Origin of the sequence: Psychromonas sp. MME1, assembly GCF_041080865.1 — a bacterium.
Lineage (GTDB): Bacteria > Pseudomonadota > Gammaproteobacteria > Enterobacterales > Psychromonadaceae > Psychromonas.
Window position 1 is genome coordinate 1231754 of record NZ_CP160906.1, and the last position, 20419, is coordinate 1252172.

The following is a 20419-nucleotide window of genomic DNA, read 5'->3' on the forward strand; positions in this document are numbered from 1 at the left end:
GATCTATTTTGCTGGTTAAAATAACTTACTTTTATATTATAAGTTTCGTAAAGGGAGCAACTAGTTACTTAAATCAATCCTCGCTAAATAGATCACATCATTAAAGGAATCGTGAAGAAGCTCTCTTGATAGCTATAAGATAGCGCTTTTCATGGCCTACTGGCGACAGTAGATAAATGACTTCGTGATTTTAAAATGAGCTGTGACCGACTATATTGGCGGGGGTGAAAACATTTACGGTAAAATTGGTTGCGAGAGCAGGATTTGAACCTACGACCTTCGCTTGTTTATAAAGAGCGGGCCAGACGATTTATCAATCTACCAATCTACAAATGGCAATAAGCCAAAAGTATATCTATGTCTATTGGTAGTTTTTCTTGGAGGCGTTTTTTGAGGTTTTTCTTGGAAGTGTTTTTAATCATAATTAAGTTGGTTGCGAGAGCAGGATTTGAACCTACGACCTTCGGGTTATGAGCCCGACGAGCTACCAAGCTGCTCCATCTCGCGTCCGTAATTTTTATTGCAACACACTTTTATTGTGTGTAAAAGTGTTGGTTGCGAGAGCAGGATTTGAACCTACGACCTTCGGGTTATGAGCCCGACGAGCTACCAAGCTGCTCCATCTCGCGTCCGTAATTTTTATTGCAACACACTTTTATTGTGTGTAAAAGTGTTGGTTGCGAGAGCAGGATTTGAACCTACGACCTTCGGGTTATGAGCCCGACGAGCTACCAAGCTGCTCCATCTCGCGTCCGTGATTTTTGTTGCAATACACTTTTATTGTGTATAAAAGTGTTGGTTGCGAGAGCAGGATTTGAACCTACGACCTTCGGGTTATGAGCCCGACGAGCTACCAAGCTGCTCCATCTCGCGTCCGTTAATCTTAGCTAGTGACGGGTGCCCCTGTCTAAGTGCGGCAAATGATATAGTGATCACATTATCTTAGCAAGTACTATTTTTAATAATAAATCCATCAGCTTAAATAACAAACAGCATCAGCTTATATTGTTTTAAAATAGAACAAACTGTGTGATTTATCTGCTCATTACTTCATACATAATAAGCTATAATCAATCGCTTATTTTAATAATGAATGATCTTCAGGAAGATGTTTACTAATCCAAAGTACTAATTTGTGTCGGATGTTAGCAGCATCTTCTTGATCTTTTGCCAAGGGCGTTATGAGCTTATCTTGCACTAACAACCTGTATATACACTCATTTTTATCTTTGGCAGAGGTTGTTGCGTCAAAACCAACATATTTACGTTGCAGTGCATAGGCGCTGCCTAATTTGATAGCATGCTGTAGTAGTTGCGATTCATTTTTTATTTTTTTCATACTTACCTCGCGAAATATTTTAGTAATTAGCCACTCTGCATAATGACGCTAATGGCCAATATTATTGGTTAAGTAAAGAAAGCAATGCTGCTTCATCCATAATATGAATGCCTAACTCTTCTGCTTTGGTTAATTTAGAACCCGCAGCCTCTCCGGCAATCACTGTTGTTGTTTTTTTAGAAACACTTCCTGCCACTTTTGCTCCTAATGTTTGTAGTGCACTTTTAATGTCAGCGCGAGATAATTTATTAAACGATCCGGTAATGACAAATGTTTGCCCTAATAATGAAAGTTCACTTTCTTCAACGGTGGCAATCTCAGGCCAATGAATCCCCTGCGTAAGTAGCTGCTCGATCACTTCAATATTATGTTCTTGTCGGAAAAAATAATAAATATGTTTGGCGACTATGTCACCGACATCGGAAACGCGCTGTAAATCTTCAATACTAGCCTCTTGTATTGCTGTGATCGTTTTATAATGGTTGGCTAAATTATTGGCTGTTGCCTCCCCTACTTCTCGTATTCCTAAGGAGTATAAGAATCTGGATAAGGTTGTTTTTTTACTGACTTGTAGGCTGTTGATTAATTTTTTAGCTGAAATATCGCCCATTCTCGGTAATGAAGCTATTTGCTGTTCGCTAAGGGAGAATAGTTGAGCTGGATTTTTCACCATGTTGTGATCAACGAGTAAATCGACGACTTTACTGCCAAGTCCATCAACATTTAATGCTTTACGCGATGCAAAATGTTTAATAGCTTGTTTGCGTTGCGCAGCACAATATAAACCACCAGTGCAGCGGATGGTTGCTTCTCCCTCAATACGCTCTAAGGCGCTTTCACAAACAGGGCAATGTGATGGAAATTTAATGGGTTTACAATTTTCAACCTGGCGTTTTTCAAGTATAACTCGTGCAACTTGTGGAATAACATCTCCCGCACGCCGCACAACAACATGATCACCAATATGTATATCTAAACGGGCAATTTCATCTTTATTGTGCAGCGTCGCATTTGAGATAGTGACGCCACCGACAAATACAGGGGCGAGTTTAGCAACAGGCGTAATTGCACCAGTACGGCCAACTTGAAACTCTACATTTTCAATAACGGTTAACGCCTCTTCCGCGGGAAATTTATAAGCCGTTGCCCAACGTGGCGCTCTTGCCACAAAACCTAATTTGTCCTGTATTGCGATATCATCAACCTTGTAGACAACACCATCAATTTCATAGGGAAGTTGAGTGCGCTTTTGCAAAATGTCATCATAATATTTTTGACATGCAGAAACACCGATGACACGTTGCACTTCACTGGAAACGGGCAAGCCCCACTCCTTTAGCTGTTGCATCCGTTGATATTGGCTATTGGCTAAATCGCCAGAAAACACCCCAACCGAATAACAATAAAAGGATAATGGACGACTTGCAGCTATTTTAGAATCTAGCTGACGTAAACTACCTGCGGCAGCATTACGCGGATTGACGAAGCTTTTTTCTTGTGCCGCTTGCAAACGTGCATTGAGTTTTTCAAAACCGGCCTTAGGCATAAATACCTCACCGCGAACCTCTAAATAAGCAGGAATATTATTACCACGCAATTTCAGTGGTATATTAGCAATCGTACGCACATTTTCCGTTACATTTTCGCCGGTTTGACCATCGCCGCGTGTTGCCGCTTGTATAAATATGCCATCTTCATAAATAATACTCACCGCGAGACCATCGAGTTTAGGCTCAATACAAAAGGCAATATCATTTGTCGCTGACTTTTCTATTGCACGATCAATAAAATCCGAGAGTCCCTGTTCAGTAAAAGTATTATCTAAACTCAGCATGGGCTGTTGATGTGTTACTTGGTCAAACTTGCTAAGTGCAACACCACCGACCTTTTGTGTTGGGGAATTACTTGATATGTATTGTGGGTGTTCATTCTCGAGTTTTTGCAGCTGTTGAAATACACGGTCATATTCACTGTCTGGAACCGTAGGGTTATCAAGTACATAATATTGATAGTTATAATCTTCTAATAATGTGCTTAATGTTGTGATTTCTGTTTTTATAGTCATGCTCATACCAGTTACGACTACCTGTTACTATTTTCATGCGCTAGATGCAATGCCGAATGATACCAATGGGAATAAATAGCTGATCTATTTTACTGGTTAAAATAACTTACTTTTATGTTGTAAGTTTCGCAAAAGGAACAACCATTTGCGTCAACTTACGCCTCAAATTAAGCCATTTTTCCTGCGCAAAATTTAGATCACATGCTTAATCCGATTGGTATAAGTCGTTAAAATAATAACGGGGATCTCTATTTTTTCATAAAAAAACCTCGTTAAACGAGGTTATCAGGGCTTAACGTTTGTTACATATAACGCATTAATCGTTTATGGTAATCTCGAAATTGCTGTTCCGTCATTAATTCTCTATCCGCATTTAACACGATACAATCAAACTCATCGGTCATTTGCTGTACAGCGACTAACATCATGTCGAATGCTTCTTTAATATTGATTTCATCGTTGGGAGCAGTTAAAAAGAAAGAGACTCCCTCTGAATGTAATTGCTTCATTTTGACCGGATCAAAAACACCAGGGGCAACCATATTAGCAATACTAAATAAGATAGGTCCTTTGCCATCAGATTGTAGGTGACGATGAAATATGTTCATTTTACCAAAACGGAAACCAGAGGTTAAGAAAAACTGTAATAGCGTGTGGCCCCGTAAATAGGCATCTTCTTTAGGCACAACATTGAAAATAAAAATATCTTGTATCGCCTCATCGGCATGAACCGCCCCCGGCTGTAGAGAGGGGATTGGTAAGGTATCATCTTCATTAAATACTGGCTGTTGCTCTTCAAGCTTCACATCCGTTGGCTCTTCGCTATCCACTTGCAGCGAATAATGGTCTTTATCAGCGTCTAAATCATTAATAATAAAATCATCCGTGCTGAAGTCGTCATCACCTATATTAACTTTAATTTCTTTCTCGTCTATATCGGGATCATTATCTAAATCAAGTGACACCATCACGTCACCCTCTTCATTAATGGTCTCCCGATTATTTTTTGATAACTGCGCTGCATCCTCACGTCCCTGTTGCAGTAAAGCTTTATCTTTACGATTAAGAAGATAGCCATGAATGAGTACTGCTGCTATTGCAAGCACGCCAATGACTATTAATATAGGTTGAAAATATTGCATTGTTGTTTCTCTTTATTATGGTGTAATTTATATCCATGCTACTTCAACCAGCAAAGTCAGCTAGGACAAAAGTGCCGATATGTTAGGCATAAAATAGCAGTATCGTTATTCAACATAGCGATTATAGAGCAAAGCAGATGGGTGCTATTTTCCTTGCCCGACTGGGCGCTAGCTCAACAAACCGCCCTGCGTTGTCACACTCAAAAAGTGAATAACAATTACTTCATGTTACATCTTACTTTGCTATCAGAGCTCGCGCCTGACAAAGGTTCTGGAAGTAACATGGGTATATAAAGTACCTTGAAACGATCAAAGCGTCTATATTTACAAGTTTATTTTCTTTAAAATGTTAGCTATTTACGCAAAGATCGCTTTTTATACGATAAATTTATTATAACAGAGCTCCATAACTCAATTGCAAAAGGGATATTATATTGAATAAACAAATAATTACGCAGCCACTCTCCGGTATAGAGTACTTGTTAAAAGGCGCTAAATTACTAAGTCATCGCAAATTACGTTTGTTTGTCTTGTTGCCATTAACCATTAATATCTTTATTTTTGCTAGTGCCTTTTGGTTTTTATTTAGCAGTATTACACAATGGGTTGATAGTTACATATCCGGACTCCCTGATTTTTTAAGTTGGTTATCCTATCTATTTTGGCCATTTTTAATTTTTTCAATTTTGTTCGCCTTCTCATTTATTTTTGCCACCATTGCAAATTTAATTGCAGCCCCTTTTAATGGCTTACTGGCTGAAAAAACTGAAATGCTATTGACCAATTCAACGGTAAACGATGATGGTTTAGTAGATGTTATTAAAGATTTACCAAGAATATTTAAACGTGAACTACAGAAACTCGCCTACTTCCTACCGCGAATGCTATTGTGCGCGTTGTTATTCTTTATTCCCGTTGCAGGACAGCTGGTTGCTCCCTTTGTTTGGTTTTTATTTATGGGTTGGATGATGGCTATTCAATATGCTGACTTTCCCTTCGATAATCATAAAATTCCATTTAAAACAATGAAATTAACATTACGAAAACGACTTGCGAAGAATTTAACTTTTGGTATGTTGATTAGTTTTTTTACAACGATTCCGATACTTAATTTTATTATTATGCCTATTGCTGTTTGTGGTGCTACTGCATTTTGGGTCGATGTCTATAAAAAAGAGCTGACTAATATAGATAAATAACTTCCCCCCCTTATGTAACTTCGCTTATTCCTCATTAAGCCTAAGTCTAACGATGGAATGCCACGCCAATAAAGTGGCATTCCATCGTAATAACCTGCTATCACTGCTATAAAAAAGCAAACCATTTCATGATGAATAACATGGCGAACGTAACTAATAACCCAATGCCACCAATAGTTACCCCCACTTTAAGCATTTGCTTATTATCGATTTGACCAGAGGCATACGCCAAAGCATTGGGAGGGGTACTAATAGGTAATGACATCCCTAATGATGCTGCAAATGTCACTGCAATAATCAGCGCCACTTCACCACCAAAAGGTAATAATGAATGCATTGAAGCGCCTAACGCAGCTACCAAGGGTAGTAATAAGTTGGCAGCGGCAGTATGCGACATAAAATTAGCCATCAGTAAACAGGTGCCAGCAGCTCCAACAATAAGTGCTAACGGATGAAATTTCACAAACGGTATCACCGCAATTGCATTCGCAGCCAAGCCCGTTTTATCAATAGCAACACCCAATGCAATACCACCAGAAACAAGCCATAATACATCCCAAGAAATATTTTTTAGATCCTCCTTGGTAATAATCTTAAACATCGAGAAAATAGCAACAGGTAGCATTGCAACGACATAGGAGCTCATACCATGTAAGCTACCGAGCAACCATAATAATATGGTACTTGCAAAAGTAACATAGACCAAAATCGCCTTAGGTGTTTTTAGAAATCGTCCCGAAATATCCAATTTTATGGTTTGCCGTGAAGCTGGGAAAAGAACAATTAATACAAACCAAGCAATGATTAACATAACGACTACAAATGGTACGCCAAAGGACATCCACTTAGCGAAACTAATACTGTTATCTCCGACTAAATACTTGAGTGCAACCGCATTGGGTGGCGTACCAATTGGGGTGCCAATTCCCCCTATATTTGCAGCAACAGGAACAGATAAAGCGAAGGCAACTCGTGCTAAATCCTTTCTTTCAAACAAAGCTAAGACGGGAGTCAGGATAGATAGCATCATTGCAGTAGTCGCAGTATTGCTCATAAACATCGAAAAAATAGCAGTGATCATCATTATGCCAAACATCACATATTTAGGTCGTTCACCGAATGGACGTAATAAAACGCGGGCAAGGTTAATATCTAATCGATATTTGGTCGCTGCCATTGCCAAAAAGAATCCCCCCAAAAATAACATAATAATGGGTGAAGCAAAGGTGGCCATTATTGTATTTTGACTAATAAGTTTTCCCAATACAGCTGGGTCGCCTGAAGTGGCAAACCATAAACCATGATCAGAGACGAGTAGTAATTCTAATACAATGATCAAAACAGATGTCGCGTAAATAGGAATAGGCTCTAAAATCCAACAAAGTGCAGCCATAACAAAAATGGCAAGCACACGTTGTTCTACGAGTGTAAATCCCTCTATAGCAAAGCTATCAGAGGGTAAAAGTAATATTATGAGGGGTAGTATGATAGGTAAAATATACTTTAAATTTTGTTGTATCATGGATAAGCTCCTATACCTAGATAGGAGTTTATTTTCCAATATCAAATAATTATTTTAGTGTTGTAGATCATATGCTTTAACATTACTTCTGATAAATATTCAGAAAGAGTTGATAGATCACGAAATAATTGAAAACAAATCTAATTATTTATTAAACGATATAAGGTAGGCGCATCTAAATTATCACTATAAGGTTCATAATCAATCCCTTTTTCAATTATATACTCGGTTAACAACTCCTTAATTGTTTGGATTAACTCTTCCGGTTGCCAAACTTTCTCTAAAAAATTATCAATTTTGGCATTATTGATCGCTTTTATTGTATCATCCTGTGTTGCTAAACCTGTCAACAGTAACTTTTTCGTCCCCAAAAAGCGCCTATCAGCAGCGACTTTGGTTAACAGCTCGACTCCAGACATCTCAGGCATAACCTGATCTGAGATAATTACCCCTACATATTCCTGTTGAGCATCAAATTCTTCTAACAGTTCCAGACATTCATAGGCAGACTCACACTCTTCAATATTAAAAAGAGATTCGAAAACCTCAAGGTCTCGTCTAACGGCATCTAATACTTCGCGCTCATCATCGACACATATTATGTTAATTTTATCCATATCCACCTTCTGAAATCATTTACAAAATTCTTAAAATTATTTTAGACAATATGGGCTATTTAAGCATTTAAATAATTACCTATCTAAGTGATCAGCACGACAAAAAAGTGTATGCATAGGGCTAAAATCAGAATAAACATCAACACAAAGGCAAGCAAATATAAACTCAAAATGACAATCGTTATTTATGGCCATTTCTATGAGTTCATTACATAGGTGGTCTTATTGGCAACAAAAACAACAAGTAAGCGCTTGCATAAAATACAAAAACCAACACAGAGCAATAGATAAAAAACATTTAGATCAAAAGGATAAAAGATTCGACTAAATATACTCCAATAATCAAGAAAGCGATTACTAACCGTTAATAGTTCACGAAAACATGCACAAAATACAACCTTATTAATCGATACGCTAACAAAGTAAATAAACAGTTCTATGAGAGTGTTAAATAAGAGAAAATTATCTATAGTTGAACATACATCTATATCATTAACTTACTCTCTATCAATATCTTAATTCTATAATTTATATAAACCTTCACAAGGAAGGACAACAAATGAAACATTGCTTAGTCACTCTGCTAACACTATTTTTAGGCTTTCCTGTATTAGCACAAGAGATAAAAATTTACACGTGGGACGCTTTTTTATCTGAAAATGTTGTTAATCAATTTACCAAAAAAACGGGGCATACCGTTACACAGTATTTTTTCGATAATGAGATTGAGCGGAATGCGATATTAATGAGTGGTCAGGGCGATAAGTTTGATCTTATATTAATGGATCATTTACGAGCACAAGAATACGGTAAATTAAATAAGCTCAGATCACTATCCAACTTAAATATTGCTAATCAACAATACAACAGTATTCAGTCACGTAACTCCTGTGGTCAGTATGGTATCCCCTACGCACAGGGCGTAATGGGGATAGTCCATCGTAAGTCGGTCTCGCTTAAACAAATTGACTCTTGGAATGATTTATTAAACCCAGCTCCCGAGCATGTTGGTGGTACAATCATGCATAAAGATGACATTGATACAACCGCCATAGCCCTCATTGCATTAGGGTTAGATCCCTTTACCGAGGATAAAGCTGATTTAAAAAAAGCTTATGATTTACTAACTAAACAATCCGATAAAATCGAACAGTATGCCTACCCCATTAGTTATCTAACTAATGCGACTTCTACAGCGAAGCTTTCTCTTTCATTTGCCTACTCTGGTGACCTTTTTAATATTAAAAAATTGAGTGGCTATGATGACTGGGAATTTGTCATTCCAAAAGAAGGAACAGTACTATTTGTCGACTGTTTTTCATTACCCAAGCTAATGGCAGTCAAAGATGCAACTTTGGCATTTATCTCGTATATCAACAGCCCAGAAATCGCCGCAAAAAATGCCCAAGAAATGTGGTTTGCAACCACGAATGAAGGAGCCCTGCCACTGCTCAGTGATGAGTATAAAAATGATAAAGAACTGATCCAAAATCCTAATCAAATGAGTAAAACATATCAATATAAATCAACATCTAACCCTGCATATATATTACGTAACAAAATGATTTCGATGTTACATACCAAGGAGTAAGGTGCGCATGAAATTAAATAAAAAAATTAAGTATATTATCTTACCAGTGCTAACCTTGCTTTCTATTTTTCTATCGACAATATTTTATATCGCTAATAAACAGTATATTATCGATAATGAAATCGCTTCATTAAACGCACATATTGATCAGTTACTATTGCGTTCGGAATACAAATTTAAATATACAAAGGATTACTTAAGACAAAAAATCGAAAGCAAAGAAGCAACACTTATTTTAAACAGCGTCGAAAACAAACAAGAAATACCGCATACTTATATCGCACAATTTCTAGAACTGTTTCTCAATAACGACTTATCATCGACTCATAGCCTTAACATCATCAATGACTTTTCAATTTATAAAAAAAATAATGAACTTGTTGTACACATCAATACTGAGGACCCGTTTGCTGAGCCCGTATTAAAAACACAGACAAAGCAAATTCTATATAGTGCGAGATCCGATAAGCAACTTTCGCAATATTATTATTTTACTGAAATGTCTCATAATGACGCTGACATTAAATTTTATATGGTACAAATTTTCTCGCCCTATCAACTTATTAGCACCACGCGCTATAATGTTGATGACTCTCTCTATCTGATGCAAACTGTACTCAATACTGATTATCTTACCGATGAACTTAATACAATTGAAAATGATTACCAAGGATTTTTTAGCTATAAGCTAACAACTGAAAAAGCAATTATCGATACATTGTCATTTTCAACAAAAAACTTTACACAGCATAATAAAGGTTCATACCAAGGATCATTCGCTACCCCCCTATTCAATTTCACCTTAACCTTAGATAAAAATTATTTTTCGCAAACGTTAAACGTACTCATATTAACCATCGTTATAGTCAATATCTTCATTCTGATTATTATCTACCTGTTGTTAATGCTGCTTATCAATAAACAGATAATCAAACCAATTACTTCCCTAGCAGAGGCAATAAAAGGGATAGAGAACGTGCACGAGATAGATCTTAAGCCTCTGCACAGTAAGGATGAAGTTGCCGATCTTAATGCAAGTTACATATCGTTAATGCATAAAATTAATACCCTAGCGAACTATGATTCACTAACAGGCCTTCTAAATAGAAGCTCTTTTAACAAAGAGTTGAACACATTATTGGCCAATCAACCAAATCAAGACTGCCTTACTGCACTTTTTTATATCGACTTAGATAATTTTAAGTATGTAAATGATAATTTTGGCCATGAAGTCGGCGATAAATTACTCAATGTATTCAGTTTACGGTTATCGAAAACGCTCAGAATTGCCACTCGTGACCACAGCGTAAGTAAGACCATTATTGCACGATTCGGCGGGGATGAATTTGTTGTTGTGATAACAGAACTTCCCTCTATCGCTGTGATCAAATCAATAGGTAAACGTATTTGTGGTCTTTTTATCGATGGATTTACGATAGGTGAAGACAACTTTGATGTGCATGCGAGTATTGGTATTTCTTATAGCTCAACACATAATCAATCACCCAAAGTGCTTTTAAACCAAGCAGATGTAGCCATGTATATTGCGAAAAAGGAGGGTAAAAATAAATTCACACTGTATTCTCAAGCGATACAAGAGAGGATACAGTTTGAGAAAAACATTGAAGCCTCACTCGTTGAAAGTCTAATTGAAAAAAACTTTTTATTATTATTTATGCCCGCATTTAGTACAGGTAGTTTAAAACTCGAAGGCTATGAGCTACTGATCCGTTGTCCCATGCTAGAAAAATTAAAAATAGGTCCGGATACCTTCATTACGATTGCGGAGAAATCGGATCTGATATTAAAAATTGATTTATGGGTGGTAGAACAAGCATTAAAAATGCTCAGTGAGATTATTCGCGATTATGCTTTTAAAGGCTTTTTTTCTATTAATGTTTCATCAAAATCATTGCGTGATGATTATTTTTATAATTACTTAAAAAAGTTGATTAAAACTTACGATGTGAATGTAAAACAATTGGAAATAGAACTCACGGAAACGTGTCTATTACCCAATGACAAAAAGGCGATTGCAAGTTTAACACAGCTAAAATCGCTCGGTATACGCATCGCATTGGATGATTTCGGTACAGGCTACACTTCATTTAGCCAGCTAGTAAATTACCCTCTAGATACTTTGAAAATAGACCGGTCATTTGTGCAAGCCTTAAATCATGATAATCGCGACGGTAAAAAACCGACTCTCAATATCATCTTTGAGCTTGCAAAGGCCTATGAATTAGATGTCATTGTTGAGGGTATTGAAACCGAAGCTGACTTTAATTACGTACAAAAATTAGGCTGTGATAGTGCGCAGGGGTACTATTTCACTAAACCGATGAGCTGGGATGCAATGCTTGCAAAGCACCATAAATTACAAGATGTTTAAGGTGCCTAATCCCAATCAAATTCATAGTATGCATCGATTGCCTGATACAGCCCACTCGATGCCTCCACAAAAAAACGTTCAAACATTTCATAACGTAGGGCGACCACACTAAAGCTATCAAATACGCCAACACCATAACTGAGTTGAATGTCATCTGTGATATAGCCACTTACATCAACGGATTGTTCATCCCCAGTGCCGCTGCTGGAAAGCGCTAAATCTTGAATACCTAAGTTATTACCAAATCCAGAAAGAATCTCTGAGGAACTTCCTGTGCCAAGGTTTATCAACATGCTGGTCATCTGATTATCCCCAGAACTATCATTACTATTTTGTAAAGATTTACCTCGCGTGACATATGAAAGCGCATCTTGTTGCGACATAACCGGGTCGGAAAAAACAACTAAATCAAAATCGCCGGGCGTACCTGTTACGCGCACCCCTGCCGTTATATTTTTCTGAATTCTATTAGGATCGCGAATAGCTTCTATGGATATATAAGGTGTCTCTGGTGCTCCTTGGAAGGTCACAGTACTATTTTGCAAAACCAGTTGCTGTCCGAGTGAGCGGTAGCTTCCGTCCACCAAATTCAACACTCCATGCATGGTGACATTATTTTGTAATGCTTTGCGTATTAACAAATTACCGGTTACTTTAGTGTTTAAACCAAAGGCATCGATAGTCAGTTTTTCACCGAGGGATAACCCCATGTCTATTTCTATAGGTAGTGATGCAGACTGCTTATCAACTTCCATATCGACAACAATAATATCTTTTGAGGGTGCGATTGCATCGTCTGCTAACTCTTCTATTTTTATACTGCCATGGTCAACATTGATTTGACCTGTTAACTTTAAATAATCAATATAGGAAAGCTTAATATCGGGACTGACGACTAACGAAATATTATCAAAGTCTTCGATAGCCATTTGTTGTGCGTAAAGGTGAACATCACCGACAAGACTTTTTTCCCAATCGAGGTTCCCACTTATATTGACCTGGCCTAAAATCGGGCTATTTTCTTGCTTTTGTTTAAGCTGGTTTTTGGATAACTCACCGGAAAAAAACTCCCCTTGAATAGTGGCTTTCTTCTTATTTAGCTGTATATTACTATTAAATTGATGAATTCTAACGGGTATATCAACGCTGCTGATATCGACATTGCTGATCGTTATTTTACCGTTACTATCTGGTGAATGGAGTGGCCCGGCCAGAGAGACATCCGCATCGATTTTTCCATTAAATTGATCCAAAGCAGGAATAATCGCAGCAAATGGGGCTAAATCAGGTAAAACCAATTTAATTTGTGCTGTAACTTCGGGTGATTTTTGATAGGGAAATAACTTCCCTTTTATTTGCGCATCAATCAGATTATTAGCGAAGATTGAGACATCAACATTACTTGCTTTTTTATCACTCAGTAACTTTATATCGAACTTTTCAACCTGATAGGTCACGGGTGGCTCAAATTCATTATCTAATTTAACACTGACTTGCATATCATTAGATAAAAGATGAATTTCATATAATGGTTTTTTATTTTCAAACCATTTTATTTTAGCCGTTGCTGTAACTGCGCCTGCCATTTTAAAATCATTAGGTAAAAATGGTGCGATATTTTCTAATAAATAGGAGTCTAACTTAAACTCAGTTTCACCATTAGCCCCCACATTTAATTTTTTGAAGCATAGTTTTCCGCTATTATTTTGCAGATCACCGTCAACACTCCAACAGTGAGGGCTAAATATAGCGATATCTTCTTCGATAATAACATTGAGTGGATTGTCTAACCTTAGATTATGATCATAAGTAGTAATGTATGCACTATTTAACGAACTTAGCCATTCACTGTTATTTTGTATTACTGCTATTTGTAAATCGGTAGTGGCAATATCACTGTGCAAGGCGATATTAATCAAATGCTTTTCACTTGTTTTTTGACTCACCGTATTTTCAACGCTGATGGTAATGTTATCAATATTCTCCCCTGCGCTACTCAGTCCACTGAGATTTAATGTCGCATTCATTTTAATCTTATCGGCTAAGGTTGATTTACCGGCCAAATTAAAATGTTTTAAAGCGGTATCTTGATATTTGACCTCATTGCCCTGTAATTTAGCGTCAATATGGAGCAATTGTTGTGAACCACTTAATGTCACACTCCCTTTCATATTGCCCGTACTTTCTGCTAGTAGTTGGCTCAAATCAACAATATCAATATTAACCTGTAAATCACTTTGCTGAGCGTAACGTCCATGCATATTAAAACGGTTACTGCCATTTTTAATCACGACATGTTCAAAAACGACCCCCTGTTTACTGTCACCATTAATAGCCCCCTGTATTGACAAGGGGCGCTCAAATAACTCACCCTTCACATCTAAGGTGGGCATCGAAAATTGCCAGTCTTGACTATTTTCAGTTAATCCAACACGACCGGTTTGGCTTAATTTCCCAGATACAACGCCCTTATATTGGCTATCTAATAGCGATAAATCTAATTTATCGACGCTGAGATCGGCAGCCCATTGCAACTCTTTTTGCCAATTTATATGGCCGTTTAGATCAAGCTCTCCATTTAATGTTTTAACAAGTAAACGGGATATTTGTAATTCGGTTAAATTTCCTGAGCTAGATAAATTAAGCACACCTTTTGGCACACTGTTGATTTCATAATCACCCGTTATGTCTAGCTGATAATGACTAACGTCCCCGCTACTTTTTAGCGTTCCCTGTGTTGAAAGGTAGTCTGCTTTCCCGGTTAATGGCCATTGCAAATTGTGCCAATCCATAGCGAGGGTGTAGGGTAAATTTTCAGCTAATAAACTTGTTTGAGCATTAATATTTGCCCACATCTTGTCACGCAAAGTTAACTTGGCTGACAAATCGGCTAAATCACCATCTAATGCTAAAGTGAATTTTTGACCCGCTAGTAATTGTGTAGGTTGAAGTGATGTTATATTTTTTATGCTACCCGTTGTATGAATAGTAAGCGGATAATGGTCGTTAAAATCAATCTCTCCATTAAGCATTAGATCACTTTCAGGAATATCAAGTTGTAAAGTGGTAATTGATAATTTTGTATCAATAAAAGAGAGGTTGGTTTTCAGTGAATTAACTTTAAATAGCGTCTCGTTGTTTTGTCTAAGTGCAAAATCATCTACCTGTAGTGATGTTACATTCAACGCGATAGGCATGTTGATTTGAATTAAATCACTTTCTGCTAGAAGCGCTGGTAAGGTTGCAGCCTGTGCAACAGGTTCATTGGCACCGGGCTCTGTTGTGCTCATCGGTAAGGTAACGGTTATTCCGTCTAAAACTGCACTTAACGTTAACACATTTTTCTGTGCAGCCGCTTGTAAACTTAAACTATTTAGTTGTATAGATTGGTCATCTATTAACAGATTAATATTCTTTAAATTGACGGCATCAACAATAATATCAAGTGGAAATTGGAATGGGCTGTCAGGCTCAGGAACTTCTTTAGCATCAAGTTCAGAAGGGGGTGATTGCTGAATAATAATTTTTGCATCACTAACCGTTAGCGCTTCGATACAAAGCTTTTTAATTAAGCATGGCCAGCCTAAGCGATAGCTTAAGTTATCAATTTGTATCTGATTTAATGGATCTTCCCAGCGGATATCTGCAAATTTAGGTGCGTTTAAAATACTCCCCTCAAGCAATTGCAGAGAAAGTCTCGGTTCAAATCTTTCGACACCATTAAGCAGTAACACATTGCCGCGATGTGTTAACAGTAACAACATTACCGTGACGAAAAGTACCATGATAAATGCAACGACTAAGCGTAATAAAACTCTACATGAATGATATAAATAAGAGAGTAAACTCATAGCTCAGGCCCAATCATAATGTGCAATGTTATTTTATTTTTTTCTGTATCAAAGGGTTTAGCGAGATAGAGGCGAATGGGACCCACTGGCGAAGCCCATACCACACCAACACCCGCGCTGGTTAATAAATCGGCGGAGAGATCATCCGTTGCATTACCAGCATCACCAAAAAGTGCCGCTTTCCAATTTTCCACAATCGGATAGCGATACTCCAAGCTGCCAACAATTAAGTATTTCCCTCCAACTAAGTAGCCATCGCTATCTTTAGGGGCAATACTTTCGTAATCATAACCACGAATAGTTTGATCCCCCCCTGTAAAGAAACGCATAGAAGAAGGAACATCTTCAATGGACTGTGTATAAATAGCACCAAACTCCGTATTAATAAAAAACTCATGTGTACGGTTTATGCTACGTAATAATTTATATTGCCCATAAACTTTAATTAAATCTTCATCCGATAACCACCATTGATTAGAAAACTCAATAGAGACTAATTTTTTATCCCCCCAATATGGATTCATGCCCCCTCGTTGACGACTTCTACTAAATGTCACCCCCGGTATAATAGAGCGTTTTGAGTATTCTTGCTGCCCTTGCCTACCATATTCATGGTCATATTTAATGAAAGTAGTGAGTTGCCATTGGTTTTGTAATAGCGAATTACGATTAAGACCAAGAAGATATTGCTGAGTATCGGTATCGTTTTGATTTAATTTTTTGTAACCTGCCTGCACGGTATCATAGTTATAAATAGCATCTATCTCAGGAATTTTATAAGTAAAGTTAATTTCTTGCTGTTCTGCAGAAACAATTAAATTACCTTCAATAGAGTGCCCGTAGTCGTTAACCCAAGGTCTGTTCCAACGTAATTTACTACGTATTTCTTGGTCTGTACTGTAACCAAGGCCGACATTAAAGGAGTCCTCTGGTCGCATGGTTGCCTCGACAGTTAACGGAATCAACAACCCTTGCTTGTTTTTTATTTCAGGTACGATAGTTATATTTTTGAAATAACCTGTTTTACTGAGATCTGCATTATATTTACGCAGCTTTTGGTATTCAAATGGCTGACCAACTTTAAATTTTCTTAACGCAATAACTTGCTGTTCAGCAGGTAGAATGGCGCTAAATTTCAACTCACCAAATTGATATCGAGGCCCAGTATTAAACCAAAAATAGACAATAGCACTATTTGTTTTAGCGCTAACTTCAACTGAGGATTTTTCATATTTTGCATCAAAGTAACCTCGTTGACGGGATAAATTGAGTAAACTGCTTTTCGCTGACTCATATTTACCATGATTCAAAAAAGCATTTTCTTTTACATCAAATTCTGTGAGTAACTTTTGAAATGCCTGATCATTTACACCTTCCCCAGTTAATTTCAGGTCGAGTTTTGTAATGCGAGTGCGCTCCCCGGGAATAATGGTGACTTTTACTAGCTGTGATTGTTGTTCTGTTTCAATCTGTATACTGGCATTGTAATAGCCTAATGCGACTAACGCTTCAGTAGTTGATTCTTTCACTTGCTTTATAAAACTAAAATGCTGCAAATTATCAGGTTCATTTAACCCTTTTAAGAAAATTAATACATTTTCAGTTGCATTTTTATTTACGCCATTAATCTCAAAGGAGACTTTGGCAACGGCTATAATATGAAATAACGCAAGGGAAAATAAAATGAGTAATTTTAAAGCTCTCATTAATGTCGAAGACTCTCATTTTTGAAAATGTATCGCCATGATACTTGAAGATGAAAAGTCAGCAAGAAATCGCATCTTCAAGTATCATGGCTATATAACTATTAGAATGGGATATTGTTACCTAAAAATAAACATTTAGCTATCACAACAACGTAATTATCATCCAAGCTAACGGTAAATTAGATTTGCTACACGACCATTTTTAATTTATCGTCTTAATAATCACATATACATTTTTAAAAAACAGTAAATAAAAGGAAATATCATGGCATTAGCAAGCGCAAGACACATACTGGTAAAATCTGAAGAAGATTGTCTTGAATTAAAAAAAGAGATTGAAGCTGGCGCTGATTTCGCAGAACTCGCTAAAAAACATTCCTCTTGCCCTTCTGGCGCACAAGGCGGTGAACTTGGTGAGTTTGGCCCGGGAATGATGGTGCCTGCGTTTGATAAAGTGGTATTTAGTGCACCTGTTGGCGTTGTTCAAGGTCCAGTAAAAACGCAATTTGGCTTTCATCTATTAGAAGTAACAAGCCGAAACGATTAATCATTAGTAATGATCAGCGAGTTGTGATTCATCGCGATGAATCACAACTTTTTATTCACTACGCGCTTATAACATTGCTGCATCAAGCGCCGATACTGGCATTTTAGTCGCACGAGCAACAAACTCTTGAGTACGTTTATGCTGAGGATGTTCAAATATTTGCTCCGGTGAACCTTGCTCTACAATATGCCCTCCTTCCATAAATATCACTCTATCTGCAACTTCTCTAGCAAATTGCATTTCATGGGTAACAACTATCATTGTCTGTTTTTGTTGCGCTAACGATTTCATTACAGCTAACACTTCGTCAACCCATTCAGGATCCAGTGCAGAGGTTGGCTCATCAAATAAAATAACCTCCCCTTTTGCGGCCATTGCACGTGCAATACCAACCCGTTGCTGTTGCCCGCCTGACAATTGCGAGGGATATTGGCCCATCTTTTCTGCTAATCCAACCTGCGTGAGTATTCTTTGCGCTTCTTTAAAGGCGCTCTCCTTAGGCTCTTTCCAGACAGTAATTAAGCTTTCTGCGACATTTTCTAATGCAGTTTTGTTGGCAAATAGAGAATAATTTTGAAAAACAAAACTACTCTGTTTACGCAGTTCAGTTATTTTTTTAGACGTGGCCTGAAGTGCATCAACTTTAACATTGGCAATTTCTATACTGCCAGTTGTCGGTGTTTCTAAATAATTTAAACAGCGTAATAGTGTTGATTTACCAGTTCCGGATGGACCAATAATGACGACTATCTCACCGAGCTTAATGGTAAAATCAATCGAGTCTAAAACAATATTATCACCGAAGTGTTTGCTGAGATTGGTTACATTTATCATTAATATGCCTTACTAAGACGTGTTTCAAGTAAATACTGGATACGTGTAAAAAACATGACAACAGCCCAGTACACCAAGGCAACCGCTAAAAAGCTTTCGAAAAATTTAAAACTAGAAGCCGCCTCCATTTGTGCCTTTGCCATTATTTCTGTCACGCCGAGTGTAAAAGCGAGGGAGGTGCTTTTTATCATATCAATAAAATAGTTCATCAATGAGGGGGTCGCAACGCGAGAGGCCTGTGGCAATATAATTCTTCGCATCGCTTGTAAACGCGTCATGCCTAAGCTTAAACACGCCTCCATTTGGCTTTTATCTATGCCCAGGATTGCTGCACGAATACTTTCCGCCATATAAGCTGAAAAATGTAACGATAGCCCTATTATTGCAGCGCTAAATGCATCCATACCAGAGAAAATAGGCATAAAATAAGGTAGACCGTAATACAGTAGAAAAAGTTGTACTAAGAGCGGTGTACCACGAAAAAAAGAGATATAAAGCGCACAGAGCTGATCTAACAATATTATCTTAAATACGCGGACGATAGCAATCGCGACGGATATGATAAGTGCAAATAAAAATCCCCAAAGTGCCATTTCCATGGTGACACCAAGGTATTTAAGTAAGGTTGGAAGTAATTCCAGCATGTATTCAAAATCTAATAAAATTTGCATTGAAAAGCTCATATTTCGCAACGACAACCTACTGATGAATTGATTGTGATGCGTTAATGTAAATTAGAAAAATAGCCCCTTAATCTCATATTAAGGGGCTATAGAACAAGGTTTATCGTTACTTAATAACTTATTGGGTAATGTCAGCGCCAAACCACTGTATAGATATCTTGGACAAACTACCATCTGCTTGCATACTTGCTAATGCGGCATTAACTTTCTCTTTAATAATAGTTTGCGTTGCAGACTTGACAAATGGCATCGCATTTTCAAAGGTATCGAAAGGTTGGCCAGCCAATTGTAAAGGCAAACCCGATTTTTTGATAAGTTGAACCGATGATAAACAATCCATCACAAAGGCATCCGTTCGACCTAACACCACATCCTGCTCAAAACCTGAATCATAGGTGATTATATTGATTTGCTCAGCGATATCTAATCCACGTAATAACTCTTCAAAATTACTGCCTAGATTAACAGCGACTTTTTTTCCTTTAAGATCATTGACAGATTGAATATCGCTACGCCCTTTTTTAACGACGACTTGAGCACCATCGACGACATAAGGTGTAGAAAATTGGTATTTTTCAAGTCTTGCAGGGGTAATGGTCACTTGATTAGAAATCGTGTCGATATGTCCAGCTTCTAGCATACCAAAAAGACCGGAAAAACTGGCGGTGACAAATTCAACGTTATAGTCGGCACGCTTAGCAATTTCATTCCAGACATCGACTTCAAAACCTTGTAATTTGTCATTTTTTGAAAATGTAAATGGGAAATAACGGCCAGACATACCCACCTTAACGGTTTCCTTGGCAAATGCAGGTGCGGTTACCATTGTTGATATTGCCACAATTGTAGCTGCTAATATTTTAACGTATTTTTTCATTATTTTTCCACTGAGGTTAATATTTTGCGTTATACAAATTCTCAAATTATCTAT

14 protein-coding genes and 4 tRNA genes are annotated in these 20419 nt (G+C 37.4%); 4 read left to right on the forward strand and 14 right to left on the reverse strand.

Features of this window, described 5'->3' with window-relative positions; genetic code table 11:
* Nucleotides 1–430: 430 nt before the first annotated feature.
* The 7 genes from AB2N10_RS05760 to zipA form a co-directional block, all read right to left on the reverse strand.
* Nucleotides 431–507: transfer RNA gene (locus AB2N10_RS05760), tRNA-Met, on the reverse strand.
* 45 nt (nt 508–552) lie between these two features.
* Nucleotides 553–629: transfer RNA gene (locus AB2N10_RS05765), tRNA-Met, on the reverse strand.
* 45 nt (nt 630–674) lie between these two features.
* Nucleotides 675–751, reverse strand: a tRNA-Met gene (locus AB2N10_RS05770).
* Between the two features lie 45 nt (nt 752–796).
* Nucleotides 797–873 (reverse strand) — tRNA-Met (locus tag AB2N10_RS05775).
* Nucleotides 874–1078: 205 nt separating this feature from the next.
* Nucleotides 1079–1339 carry a DUF5062 family protein gene (locus AB2N10_RS05780; protein ID WP_354625256.1) on the reverse strand — a complete coding sequence of 87 codons (261 nt, stop codon included), beginning with the start codon at nt 1337–1339 and terminating at the stop codon, nt 1079–1081.
* A 61-nt stretch (nt 1340–1400) separates the two neighbouring features.
* Nucleotides 1401–3410, reverse strand: coding sequence for an NAD-dependent DNA ligase LigA (gene ligA / locus AB2N10_RS05785; RefSeq protein ID WP_369434478.1), 2010 nt, complete (start codon nt 3408–3410; stop codon nt 1401–1403).
* Between the two features lie 296 nt (nt 3411–3706).
* The gene (zipA, locus tag AB2N10_RS05790; RefSeq protein WP_354625255.1) at nt 3707–4546 is read right to left on the reverse strand and encodes a cell division protein ZipA; all 840 of its coding nucleotides are present in this window, start codon (nt 4544–4546) and stop codon (nt 3707–3709) included.
* A 434-nt stretch (nt 4547–4980) separates the two neighbouring features.
* Between zipA and cysZ the strand changes: the two genes are divergently transcribed.
* Nucleotides 4981–5745 (forward strand): sulfate transporter CysZ, encoded by a 765-nt coding sequence (gene cysZ, locus AB2N10_RS05795; RefSeq protein ID WP_354625254.1) that lies wholly within the window; start codon nt 4981–4983, stop codon nt 5743–5745.
* 106 nt (nt 5746–5851) lie between these two features.
* Here cysZ and AB2N10_RS05800 read toward each other — a convergent pair whose 3' ends face one another.
* Together AB2N10_RS05800 and AB2N10_RS05805 are read right to left on the reverse strand one after the other, a co-directional pair.
* Nucleotides 5852–7267: an SLC13 family permease gene (locus AB2N10_RS05800; protein ID WP_354625253.1), complete on the reverse strand. Its 1416-nt coding sequence runs from the start codon at nt 7265–7267 to the stop codon at nt 5852–5854.
* A 140-nt stretch (nt 7268–7407) separates the two neighbouring features.
* A complete protein-coding gene (locus tag AB2N10_RS05805; protein ID WP_354625252.1) occupies nt 7408–7884 on the reverse strand; it encodes a response regulator in 477 nt (158 codons plus the stop codon).
* 559 nt (nt 7885–8443) lie between these two features.
* Here AB2N10_RS05805 and AB2N10_RS05810 point away from each other — a divergent pair.
* Both AB2N10_RS05810 and AB2N10_RS05815 read left to right on the forward strand, forming a co-directional pair.
* Nucleotides 8444–9475 (forward strand): spermidine/putrescine ABC transporter substrate-binding protein, encoded by a 1032-nt coding sequence (locus tag AB2N10_RS05810; RefSeq protein WP_354625251.1) that lies wholly within the window; start codon nt 8444–8446, stop codon nt 9473–9475.
* A gap of 7 nt (nt 9476–9482) precedes the next feature.
* Nucleotides 9483–11867 (forward strand): EAL domain-containing protein, encoded by a 2385-nt coding sequence (locus AB2N10_RS05815; RefSeq protein WP_354625250.1) that lies wholly within the window; start codon nt 9483–9485, stop codon nt 11865–11867.
* A gap of 5 nt (nt 11868–11872) precedes the next feature.
* Here the strand turns inward: AB2N10_RS05815 and AB2N10_RS05820 are convergent, their stop codons facing one another.
* Together AB2N10_RS05820 and AB2N10_RS05825 are read right to left on the reverse strand one after the other, a co-directional pair.
* Nucleotides 11873–15718 (reverse strand): translocation/assembly module TamB domain-containing protein, encoded by a 3846-nt coding sequence (locus AB2N10_RS05820; protein ID WP_369434479.1) that lies wholly within the window; start codon nt 15716–15718, stop codon nt 11873–11875.
* Nucleotides 15715–17424, reverse strand: a complete 1710-nt coding sequence (locus tag AB2N10_RS05825; protein ID WP_369434480.1) for an autotransporter assembly complex family protein — start codon at nt 17422–17424, stop codon at nt 15715–15717. The genes AB2N10_RS05820 and AB2N10_RS05825 overlap by 4 nt, the downstream gene beginning before the upstream one ends.
* Before the next feature lie 265 nt (nt 17425–17689).
* On the opposite strand from AB2N10_RS05825, the gene AB2N10_RS05830 reads away from it, so the two are divergent.
* Nucleotides 17690–17971 (forward strand): peptidylprolyl isomerase, encoded by a 282-nt coding sequence (locus AB2N10_RS05830; RefSeq protein ID WP_354625245.1) that lies wholly within the window; start codon nt 17690–17692, stop codon nt 17969–17971.
* Nucleotides 17972–18037: 66 nt separating this feature from the next.
* Here the strand turns inward: AB2N10_RS05830 and AB2N10_RS05835 are convergent, their stop codons facing one another.
* The 3 genes from AB2N10_RS05835 to AB2N10_RS05845 form a co-directional block, all read right to left on the reverse strand.
* Entirely contained in the window at nt 18038–18805 is a 768-nt protein-coding gene (locus AB2N10_RS05835) for an amino acid ABC transporter ATP-binding protein (RefSeq protein ID WP_354625244.1), read from the reverse strand.
* Nucleotides 18805–19476: an amino acid ABC transporter permease gene (locus AB2N10_RS05840; RefSeq protein WP_354625243.1), complete on the reverse strand. Its 672-nt coding sequence runs from the start codon at nt 19474–19476 to the stop codon at nt 18805–18807. Before AB2N10_RS05840 ends, AB2N10_RS05835 begins: the two co-directional genes overlap by 1 nt.
* A 130-nt stretch (nt 19477–19606) precedes the next feature.
* The gene (locus tag AB2N10_RS05845) at nt 19607–20365 is read right to left on the reverse strand and encodes an amino acid ABC transporter substrate-binding protein (RefSeq protein ID WP_369434481.1); all 759 of its coding nucleotides are present in this window, start codon (nt 20363–20365) and stop codon (nt 19607–19609) included.
* Nucleotides 20366–20419: the final 54 nt, after the last annotated feature.

What these genes read in the sequence shown, in the direction of transcription:
- AB2N10_RS05825 (WP_369434480.1), bottom strand. Translation starts at nt 17,424, where the DNA reads ATGAGAGCTTTAAAATTACTCATTTTATTTTCCCTTGCGTTATTTCAT.
- AB2N10_RS05830 (WP_354625245.1), top strand. Translation starts at nt 17,690, where the DNA reads ATGGCATTAGCAAGCGCAAGACACATACTGGTAAAATCTGAAGAAGAT.
- AB2N10_RS05820 (WP_369434479.1), bottom strand. Translation starts at nt 15,718, where the DNA reads ATGAGTTTACTCTCTTATTTATATCATTCATGTAGAGTTTTATTACGC.
- AB2N10_RS05780 (WP_354625256.1), bottom strand. Translation starts at nt 1,339, where the DNA reads ATGAAAAAAATAAAAAATGAATCGCAACTACTACAGCATGCTATCAAA.
- zipA (WP_354625255.1), bottom strand. Translation starts at nt 4,546, where the DNA reads ATGCAATATTTTCAACCTATATTAATAGTCATTGGCGTGCTTGCAATA.
- AB2N10_RS05810 (WP_354625251.1), top strand. Translation starts at nt 8,444, where the DNA reads ATGAAACATTGCTTAGTCACTCTGCTAACACTATTTTTAGGCTTTCCT.
- AB2N10_RS05840 (WP_354625243.1), bottom strand. Translation starts at nt 19,476, where the DNA reads ATGCAAATTTTATTAGATTTTGAATACATGCTGGAATTACTTCCAACC.
- AB2N10_RS05845 (WP_369434481.1), bottom strand. Translation starts at nt 20,365, where the DNA reads ATGAAAAAATACGTTAAAATATTAGCAGCTACAATTGTGGCAATATCA.
- AB2N10_RS05800 (WP_354625253.1), bottom strand. Translation starts at nt 7,267, where the DNA reads ATGATACAACAAAATTTAAAGTATATTTTACCTATCATACTACCCCTC.
- AB2N10_RS05805 (WP_354625252.1), bottom strand. Translation starts at nt 7,884, where the DNA reads ATGGATAAAATTAACATAATATGTGTCGATGATGAGCGCGAAGTATTA.
- AB2N10_RS05835 (WP_354625244.1), bottom strand. Translation starts at nt 18,805, where the DNA reads ATGATAAATGTAACCAATCTCAGCAAACACTTCGGTGATAATATTGTT.
- ligA (WP_369434478.1), bottom strand. Translation starts at nt 3,410, where the DNA reads ATGAGCATGACTATAAAAACAGAAATCACAACATTAAGCACATTATTA.
- AB2N10_RS05815 (WP_354625250.1), top strand. Translation starts at nt 9,483, where the DNA reads ATGAAATTAAATAAAAAAATTAAGTATATTATCTTACCAGTGCTAACC.